This is a genomic window from Microvirga zambiensis WSM3693 (assembly GCF_016735695.1).
Taxonomy (GTDB): domain Bacteria; phylum Pseudomonadota; class Alphaproteobacteria; order Rhizobiales; family Beijerinckiaceae; genus Microvirga; species Microvirga zambiensis.
Map to the genome: position 1 here is coordinate 129281 of NZ_JAERQD010000014.1, position 8356 is coordinate 137636.

Here is an 8356-nt window from a genome sequence, read left to right on the forward strand (position 1 = left end):
TCTCAATGGTCGCACCGGCCCTTGATCCTCACCAGGAGCGACCATCTCTCTGCTTTCCTGCTCGCCGGTGCCTTTCGCGTCCCGGGGCAATCCAGGAACGGAGGATCGGATGGGGCTGCTTGTCGGGGGAGTCTGGGAGGATCGCTGGTACGATACCAAGAGTTCGAGCGGGCGCTTCGTCCGCGCCAGTGCGGCCTTCCGGAACTGGGTCACCGCCGATGGCTCACCCGGCCCGAGCGGAGACGGCGGCTTCGCGGCGGAGGCGGGGCGATATCACCTCTACGTGTCACTCGCCTGCCCCTGGGCGCACCGCACCCTGATCATGCGCAAGCTCAAAGGGCTGGAGGACATGATCGGCCTCTCGGTCGTGCATTGGCGCATGCTGGACCAGGGCTGGACCTTCGAGGATGGACCGGGCGTCATTGCCGATCCCATCAACGGGGCGCGCTATCTGCATCAGGTCTACACGGCGGCCAAGCCGGATTATACCGGCCGCGTCACGGTTCCGGTGCTCTGGGACAAGGCGCGCGGTACCATCGTCAGCAACGAATCGGCCGAAATCATCCGCATGATGAACTCGGCCTTCGACAGGCTCGGCGCGAAGCCCGGCGATTACCATCCCCGGGATCTGCAAGGCGACATCGAAGCGCTGAACGCGCGCATCTACGACAACGTCAACAACGGAGTCTACAAGGCGGGCTTCGCGACGAAGCAGAGCGCTTACGAGGAAGCTGTCCGCCCGCTCTTCGAAACCCTCGACATGCTCGACGAGCGCCTGTCCTCGCGCCGCTATCTCTGCGGTGAGAGAATCACGGAGGCCGATATCCGGCTCTTCACGACATTGCTGCGTTTCGACCCCGTCTATGTGGGCCATTTCAAATGCAACCTGCGGCGGATCGCGGATTACGCTAACCTCTCAGGCTATCTGCGCGACATCTACCAGACGGACGGCATCGCCGAGACCGTGAACTTCACGCATATCAAAGGCCATTATTACGAGAGCCACAAGACCATCAATCCAACCGGCATCGTTCCGCTCGGGCCGATCATCGACCTCGATGCGCCGCATGGGCGCAGCCACCTTCAGGGTTTGTAGACCTCGACCGCCTCTTCGAACCCCTCGACCGCATGCGCGCCGAGCGGCGAGGGATTGCCCCACAGATGCTCCACGAAAGGCTTCGACATCAGCAGCGGCTCGCCGAGGCTCTTGTTCAACTCGGCGATGCGGCTCGCCAGGTTCACGTCGCGGCCGATCACTGTGAAATCGAGGCGCTGGCCGGAGCCGACATTGCCATAGGCCGCATCGCCGTGATGCAGCGCGAAGCCCACATTGATCGGCACCGGGAAACGACCCTCGTTGTTGGCGGTCTCGATGCGGCGCAGTGCCTTGGTGGCGGCGGTGAGCGCCGATTGCGCCGCACCACCCGTGTCGTCGCCCTTGTCGCGCACGATGGCGAGGAGCCCGTCACCGAGATATTTCAGCACTTCGCCGCCCTCGTCCTCGATGGGCGGCACGAGGCAGTCGAAATAATTGTTCAGGAGCTCGACCGCGCTCTCCGGGCTCAAGGTGGAGGAGATATGCGTGTAGTCGCGCATGTCGGCGAACAGGATGGCCGAGCGGATGCGCGTCACCTGCCCGCGCTGGATCGCACCGGAGAGGATCGCCTTGTGCGGATCGTCGCCCACATAGATGCGCAGCACCTCGTCGAGGCGGTTGCTCGTGGCGCGCAGCTCGGTCACGAGCGCGAAGGACGGCATGACCATGCGCAGGATCGTCAACTCGCGCGTGCCGAACCCTTCCGGCGACCGGGTCGCGAACGAGATCGCATTCTCCGCTCCGTTGGTGAAGCGGACCGGGATCGTGATGTAGTGGCGATAGCCCGATTCCTTCAGCTCGGGAATGATCGGGAAGAGATCGTCAGGAGTGTTCGCGAGATCGAGGATGAGCCATTCGCCGGTCCGGTTCACATGGGCGAAGGGGCTCGTCTGATAGATCGCCTCGCGGCGGTCGCCGTGCGGCAGGTAGCGCACCACGGTGCCCTCTTCCCGGGTCCAGAACCGGCCGATGCCGGCATATTCCGAATGCAGCGTCTCGATGGCCGAGACCGCCCGGTCGATGGGCAGGCCGAGATCGATCAGCCGTTCGAGGAACCCGGACAGGACCTCGTTCGAATCCTCCATCTGCCCCGCGGCCGTGATCAGCCAGTCCCTCAGCGCGATGACGCGCGCCAGGCTTTCGGCATCGAGGCTTCGAGCCATGGTCAGCAGATCGTCCGACCTGAGTGGCGAGAGGGAGGGGAGCATCATAAGGCCAAGGTGTGTTACGCCCATGGATCCTTCAACCCACGGGGTGTCGTTCTCCAAAACTGGGATGCCGGACCCCAAAGGGCAATGGCTTTGACAGAATCCGGCGGCGGGAATAGAGCCAAGCCATGGCCAGCATCGACACGCTTTTCGTCACAAAAGTCTACCGCGCCGAAATGACCGGCACCAAGGCCGAGAGCCGCAATGCGGAGCTCGAAGGCGCCTGCCTGTCCATCGCCGAGGACGACGAGGCGGGCCAGCGCTGGTGCGCCAAGCACGGCTATCCCGGCTATACGTCCTATGCCTCCCTCAACGACCTGCCCTGGCGGATTCCGGTGTTCGGCGATCTCCTGAAGGAGCTCGACAAGCATGTGGCGGCCTTCGCCAAGGAGCTGGAATTCGACCTGCAGGGCCGCAAGCTCGTCATGGACAGCCTGTGGATCAACATCCTGCCGCCCGGCGGCATCCACACCTCGCACATCCATCCGCATTCGGTGGTGAGCGGCACCTATTACGTGACGATCCCGGAGGGCGCGAGCGCGCTTAAGCTCGAGGACCCGCGCCTCGGCTTCATGATGGCGGCCCCGCCCCGCAAGGCCAAGGCGAAGCCGGAGAACCGGCAATTCGCCTATATGAAGCCTGCCCCCGGCACCGTGTTGCTGTGGGAAAGCTGGCTGCGCCACGAGGTGCCCCTCAACGAGGCCGAAAGCGAGCGTATCAGCGTGAGCTTCAACTATTCCTGGCAGTGAAGCCGAAACTTGCGCTCAGCATCCGGAGATAAGATCTCAGCCTTGCTCCGATAGCCTTTGCGCTTCCATGGCCGTCCCCGGACTTGATCCGGGGATCAGTCCCGGCCATCCCGATAAAGTGAGGCTCGGCGCCTTTCACATCGGGATCACCGGCACAAGGCCGGTGATTGACGTAAGGGGGAAATTCCAGCCGGCTAAACCTCCGCCCACATCCGAAAAAGATTAGCACTGCTCTTCGCCAGAAGATCGAATTCCGGCGTCTTGCCGGATTGGGCGAACAGGTTCCGCTTGGCGGTTTCGAGATCGAAGAGAAGTTCGCGCTTGGCGCTGTCGCGCACATGGCTCTGCGCCCAGCCGACCGCCACCACGCGCTCTCCCCGAGTTACCGGCGCGACCCGATGCAGGCTCGTCGAATCGTAGGCGACGAGATGGCCCGACGGCAGCTTGATCGCCTCCTCTCCGGAAACCGATTCGATCACGAGATCCCCGCCGTCATAGGTTTCCGGATCGGCCAGGAACAGCGTGAACGAGACATCCGTCCGCATCCCGTGCATGAGCGGGTTGTCCACGTGGGAGCCATAGGCCTTGCCGGCGCCGTAGCGGGCGAAGGTCAGGGGCGTCAGCGCCTTCGGTCGGGCGGCCAGATTGAAGACCTCGTTGCCGAGGATGGCGGCCGACACCTTCTCCCGCAGCAGGGTGAGGGCCGCGCCCTCGCGCGCCTGCTCGTTGTCCTTGACGAGCCGGGCGCTCCACCCTGCTGTCGCACGACCATCCTCGAAGCGCATGGAGCCCAGCATGGTCCGCACTTCGTCGAGATCGTCCCGCGACAGGACATTCGCAATCGTGATCAGCATGGAAAGAAAACCCTCAAGGCTTGTCACAGGATCCCATAGGATGTAGCTAAGTTATTGTAAAGAAAGGCAGTTTTTAGTCATTCTAAACTGCATGCGGCGCTCTTGGCCTGCCTGAGGGAGACATCATGAAGAAACGTAAGATCTGGGCGGGCCTGGGCACCGCCGTGCTCGTCGCGGCTCCCGCGGCTTCTCAAAGTGCCCTCCTGCCGATCCAGTCCCAACCCCGGATCGAAGCCAAGGCGGACCAGACCCTGCTCCAGCTCGCCCAGCACCAGGGCCATGCGGCCCCTGCCGCGACGGCGGGTGGCGAGGGAGAGGGGGGCGAAGGTGAAGGCGGTGCCCCGCAGCTGCCTCCGGCACTGCACCTCTATCGCGGCATCGAGATGATTCGCGGCCATCTGCTCGTCGGCGCAGAGTTGATCGAGGCCGGCCGCTGGCCCGATGCCCTGCCCCACTTCCTGCACCCGGAAGAGGAGATCTATGCGAGCATCCGCGATCAGCTCAAGTCCTACAACGTCGCTCCCTTCCAGGTGGCCCTGAAGGCTCTGTCGCAGACGGTGAAGGCCAAGAACAAGGACGCCTATGTCCGCGCCCGCGCAGCCCTCGACGAGCGTCTTGCCGCCGCCGAGACCGCCGTCAGGGGCACGGAGGCGAACGGCCCTTACTTCGTCTATGAAACCGCCCTCGAAGTGCTGCAGCAGGCAGCCGACGAATACGAGGAAGCGATCGAGAAAGGTCGCATCGCCAACGTGGTCGAGTACCAGGACGCCCGCGGCTTCGTGCTGGAGGCCGACCGCCTCCTCTCCACGATCATGCCGGCGATCGCCGCCAAGAGCGCGGATACGGCCAAGACCGTGCAGGCCAGCCTCAACGACCTGAAGTCGATCTTCCCGTCCGTGATACCGCCCAAGCAGCCGGTCAAGGATATCGGCCAGTTCCTGAGCGACGTCTCGAAGATCGAGCTGCAACTCGGAAACCTGCGCTGATCGCCATGAGGCGCGTCGGCTTCGCCAAAGCGGGCCGGGTGCTTGCGGGGCTCGCACTTGCGACAATCCTCGGTGGCGCGGCCGACAGGCCCGCGCCGCTCGATGTCGAGCACTGGCGCAAAGCCTTCGCGCGCCCCGATCACGCCCCGACGCCGCCCGGTAATCCGGCCTCGCCGGACAAGGTGGCGCTCGGGGCGAAGCTGTTCGACGACACGCGCCTGTCCGGTTCCGGCGATGTGGCCTGCGCGACCTGCCATCAGGCGGACCTCTCCTTCTCCGATGGAATCGACCGTCATCCGGGCCTCGACGGCCAACCTCTCGAGCGCCGCACCCCGCCGCTCTGGAACCTCGCCTGGGCCCTGTCCTTCTTTTGGGACGGCAGGGCGGAGAGCCTGGAGACCCAGGCCATCGAGCCGATCGAGAACACGCGCGAGATGGCGGGCGATCTTGATCGCTCGCTCCAGGCGCTTTCCGCCGACCCGCAGATGCGCAAGGCCTTCGCCTCGGCCTTCCCCGAGGACCCGGCCGTCAGCCGCGCCAACATGGCGAAGGCGCTCGCCGCCTTCCAGCGCACCCTCGTCTCGCCCGAGACCCGGTTCGATCGTTGGGTAAAGGGCGACGATGCAGCGCTGGAGCCGGACGAGATTGCGGGACTTTCGCTCTTCGTCGGCAAGGCAGCCTGCGTCGCCTGCCACAAGGGCTGGCGCTTCACCGACGACGCCTTCCACGATATCGGCCTGCCGGGAGACGACAAGGGCCGCGGCCCCATCCTCGGCATCGCGGCCGCCGATCATGCCTTCAAGACGCCGAGCCTGCGCGAGCGGGTCTGGTCGGCCCCCTACATGCATGACGGCTCGCTCGCCAGTTTCGAGGATGTGGTCGACCACTATGCCGACCGCGTGATCAGGCGCCCTACCCTGTCCGCGGACCTTCCGCAGCACCTCGATCTCAGCGCCACCGAGCGCGCTCAGCTCGTCGCGTTCCTGAACACCCTGTCCAGCAACGATCCGCCGCGCCCCGCCAGTATTCCTCCGAAAGCGATGGCCTTCGGCACGGACGCGGAGGTGGTCGCAACCTCCACCGTGAGCCAGAAGGACCGGCGCTTCACGCCGGGAGCCGTGGTGCTGACGGTGGGCGAGGCCCTGCGCATCCTCAACGACGACATCCGCGTCCACAACGTGCGCGTCGACGGCCCGGACAAGAGCTTCAACTCCGATGCCCAGAACCCCGGCGACACCGTCACCATCGGCTTCGACCGCGCCGGCCATTACGATGTAATCTGTGGCATCCACCCGGAGATGCGCCTGAGCGTGAATGTGGAGTCTGCTCAAAAAGAAAAATAGACGCCTCGTTTCCGGCGACAGGATCGCCGCCGTTGGTCTAGATTTGAGCCATGGAACTTCCCCGCGACGACGACACTCTCTTTGCCGCCCTGATCGCCCGCGATCCCTCCTATGATGGCTTCGCCTATGTGGGCGTGAAGACGACCGGCATCTTCTGCCGGCTCACCTGCCCGGCCCGGAAGCCGAAGCGCACGAATGTCGTGTTCTTCTCCTGCCGGGATGCGGCCCAGGATGCGGGCTTCCGCGCCTGTCTGCGCTGCAAGCCGCTCGATCTCAAGCGGCCGACGTCCGGCGCACTGGAGACGCTTCGGGACAGGATCAAGACCGAGCCAGACAGGCGGTGGAGCACCGACGATGTGAAGGCGCTGGGCTACGACCCCTCCACCGTGCGCCGCGCCTTCCAGCGCGAATACGGCGTGACCTTCGCGCAATATGCGCGCTCCCAGCGCCTGGGACTGGCCGTGAACCGATTGCAGCAGGGAGGCACCGTGATGGATGCGCAGCTCGATGCCGGCTACGAATCCGGCAGCGGCTTTCGCGATGCCGTCAGCAGGCTCATCGGCGACGCGCCGATCCGCACGACGGCGCACCAGATCCTGACGGCGCAATGGCTCGACACGCCCATCGGCGCCATGCTCGCGGTCGCGGACGATGCAGGTTTGCATCTGCTCGAATTCGCCGAGCGCAAGGCATTGCCGACCGAGATCGCGCGCCTGCGCAAGCGCGTCGGACCGATCTGCTTCGGCCAGCACCCGATGCTCGACACGCTTGCCCGCCAGGTGGACGACTACTTCGCCGGACGCTCCACGTCTTTCGGTCTGCCCATCGTTCAGAAGGGCACGCCATTCGAGGGAATTGTTTGGGATGCGCTGCAGCAGATCCCGGCAGGCCAGACGCGCAGCTATGGCGAGATCGCCCGGCATATCGACCGCCCCGATGCACCACGCGCGGTGGCGCGCGCCAACGGCGCCAATCAGATCGCAATCATCGTTCCCTGCCATCGCGTCCTCGGCGCCGACGGGTCGCTGACCGGATACGGCGGCAAGATCTGGCGCAAGCAATGGCTGCTGGAACACGAGCGGCGCGTCGCATCCACCCCTTCTCAACTCTGAGGTTTCCATGTCCGATCAGGCAGCGAAAGCCCGCGCGTTCAAGGCGCACCACATCACTGGCAATCCGCTCGTTCTCTTCAACGTGTGGGACGCCGGCACGGCGAAAGCCGTTGCGGCGAGCGGCGCGAAAGCGCTCGCGACCGGCAGCTGGTCCGTCGCCGCGGCACACGGTTTCGACGACGGCGAATTCATGCCGTTCGATCTCGCCCTTGCCAATCTCGAACGCATCGTCGCCGCCTCCGATCTTCCGGTGACGATCGATCTTGAGAGCGGCTACGGTGCGAGGCCGGACGATGTGGGCGCGACCGTCGCGCGCGCAGTGCAGGCCGGCGCCATCGGCTGCAATCTCGAGGACAGTTCCCGTGAGAGCGGACCGCTGCGCGATGTGGCGGATCAGGTGGCGAGGCTCAAGGGTGCGCGGAGCGCAGCCGAGAAGCTGGGTGTGCCCGCCTTCCTAAACGCGCGCACCGACGTGTTCCTGATCGCGCCGCCAGCGGAGCATGAAGGCCTCGTCGCGGAGGCTGTCGCGCGCGGTCGCGCCTATGCCGAAGCCGGAGCGGACGGGTTCTTCGTGCCTGGGCTCGTGAACGAGACGCTGATCGCCCGCGTGGTCGAGCAATCGCCCCTGCCCGTGAACATCATGATGACACCGTCAGCGCCCCCGGCCAAACGCCTCGCGGAACTCGGCGTCGCCCGCATCAGCCACGGGCCGGGGCCTTACCGGACGATGATGAAGGCACTGGAAGAGGCCGCGAGGGCGGCACTGTCCTGATGGACTGTGGTTGGGCTTCGCGAAGACCGACTCATAAATCGTCATGACGCGCTTTCCCTCCCCCTTGTGGGGAGGGATTAAGGGTGGGGGTGTAAGCAATCGCCAATGCAGGTATGGCGCTGGCTCACCTCTCCTTGAGGGAGAGGTCGCGCCGGAGGCGCGGGTGAGCGACTGTCTTGTTGGTCAAGGGTTTTGTTGGCGCCATGGCTGGTTCTCGCGCAGGACGGCGTTGAGGA

General features: G+C 65.0%; 8 protein-coding genes. 6 read left to right on the forward strand and 2 right to left on the reverse strand.

All coding sequences use genetic code 11. The features are described 5' to 3' along the window. Positions 1 to 109: 109 nt before the first annotated feature. On the forward strand, positions 110 to 1096 hold the full coding sequence (locus tag JKL46_RS13250; protein WP_201833444.1) for a glutathione S-transferase family protein: 987 nt from the start codon (positions 110 to 112) through the stop codon (positions 1094 to 1096). Here JKL46_RS13250 and JKL46_RS13255 read toward each other — a convergent pair. Next, the gene (locus tag JKL46_RS13255) at positions 1084 to 2259 is read right to left on the reverse strand and encodes an adenylate/guanylate cyclase domain-containing protein (RefSeq protein ID WP_201833473.1); all 1176 of its coding nucleotides are present in this window, start codon (positions 2257 to 2259) and stop codon (positions 1084 to 1086) included. The two genes, JKL46_RS13250 and JKL46_RS13255, sit on opposite strands and share 13 nt — an antisense overlap. A 173-nt stretch (positions 2260 to 2432) precedes the next feature. Between JKL46_RS13255 and JKL46_RS13260 the strand changes: the two genes are divergently transcribed. Then, positions 2433 to 3053 (forward strand): TIGR02466 family protein, encoded by a 621-nt coding sequence (locus JKL46_RS13260; RefSeq protein ID WP_201833446.1) that lies wholly within the window; start codon positions 2433 to 2435, stop codon positions 3051 to 3053. Positions 3054 to 3247: 194 nt separating this feature from the next. Here JKL46_RS13260 and JKL46_RS13265 read toward each other — a convergent pair whose 3' ends face one another. Continuing rightward, complete coding sequence (locus JKL46_RS13265; protein WP_201833448.1) at positions 3248 to 3907, reverse strand: Fe2+-dependent dioxygenase; 660 nt, start codon at positions 3905 to 3907, stop codon at positions 3248 to 3250. A gap of 125 nt (positions 3908 to 4032) precedes the next feature. Between JKL46_RS13265 and JKL46_RS13270 the strand changes: the two genes are divergently transcribed. The 4 genes from JKL46_RS13270 to JKL46_RS13285 are packed head-to-tail and all read left to right on the forward strand — an operon-like array spanning position 4033 to position 8120. Beyond that, positions 4033 to 4893 carry a hypothetical protein gene (locus JKL46_RS13270; RefSeq protein WP_201833450.1) on the forward strand — a complete coding sequence of 287 codons (861 nt, stop codon included), beginning with the start codon at positions 4033 to 4035 and terminating at the stop codon, positions 4891 to 4893. A 5-nt stretch (positions 4894 to 4898) separates the two neighbouring features. Continuing rightward, entirely contained in the window at positions 4899 to 6236 is a 1338-nt protein-coding gene (locus JKL46_RS13275) for a cytochrome c peroxidase (protein WP_201833452.1), read from the forward strand. Positions 6237 to 6286: 50 nt separating this feature from the next. Then, positions 6287 to 7348, forward strand: coding sequence for a bifunctional transcriptional activator/DNA repair enzyme AdaA (locus JKL46_RS13280; RefSeq protein ID WP_201833454.1), 1062 nt, complete (start codon positions 6287 to 6289; stop codon positions 7346 to 7348). 7 nt (positions 7349 to 7355) lie between these two features. Beyond that, positions 7356 to 8120 carry an isocitrate lyase/PEP mutase family protein gene (locus JKL46_RS13285; RefSeq protein WP_201833456.1) on the forward strand — a complete coding sequence of 255 codons (765 nt, stop codon included), beginning with the start codon at positions 7356 to 7358 and terminating at the stop codon, positions 8118 to 8120. Positions 8121 to 8356 lie beyond the last annotated feature (236 nt).

Bases quoted from the DNA above. Each gene is read 5' to 3' on its own strand.
- JKL46_RS13250 (WP_201833444.1), top strand. From the start codon at position 110: ATGGGGCTGCTTGTCGGGGGAGTCTGGGAGGATCGCTGGTACGATACC.
- JKL46_RS13285 (WP_201833456.1), top strand. From the start codon at position 7,356: ATGTCCGATCAGGCAGCGAAAGCCCGCGCGTTCAAGGCGCACCACATC.
- JKL46_RS13270 (WP_201833450.1), top strand. From the start codon at position 4,033: ATGAAGAAACGTAAGATCTGGGCGGGCCTGGGCACCGCCGTGCTCGTC.
- JKL46_RS13275 (WP_201833452.1), top strand. From the start codon at position 4,899: ATGAGGCGCGTCGGCTTCGCCAAAGCGGGCCGGGTGCTTGCGGGGCTC.
- JKL46_RS13265 (WP_201833448.1), bottom strand. From the start codon at position 3,907: ATGCTGATCACGATTGCGAATGTCCTGTCGCGGGACGATCTCGACGAA.
- JKL46_RS13255 (WP_201833473.1), bottom strand. From the start codon at position 2,259: ATGGCTCGAAGCCTCGATGCCGAAAGCCTGGCGCGCGTCATCGCGCTG.
- JKL46_RS13280 (WP_201833454.1), top strand. From the start codon at position 6,287: ATGGAACTTCCCCGCGACGACGACACTCTCTTTGCCGCCCTGATCGCC.
- JKL46_RS13260 (WP_201833446.1), top strand. From the start codon at position 2,433: ATGGCCAGCATCGACACGCTTTTCGTCACAAAAGTCTACCGCGCCGAA.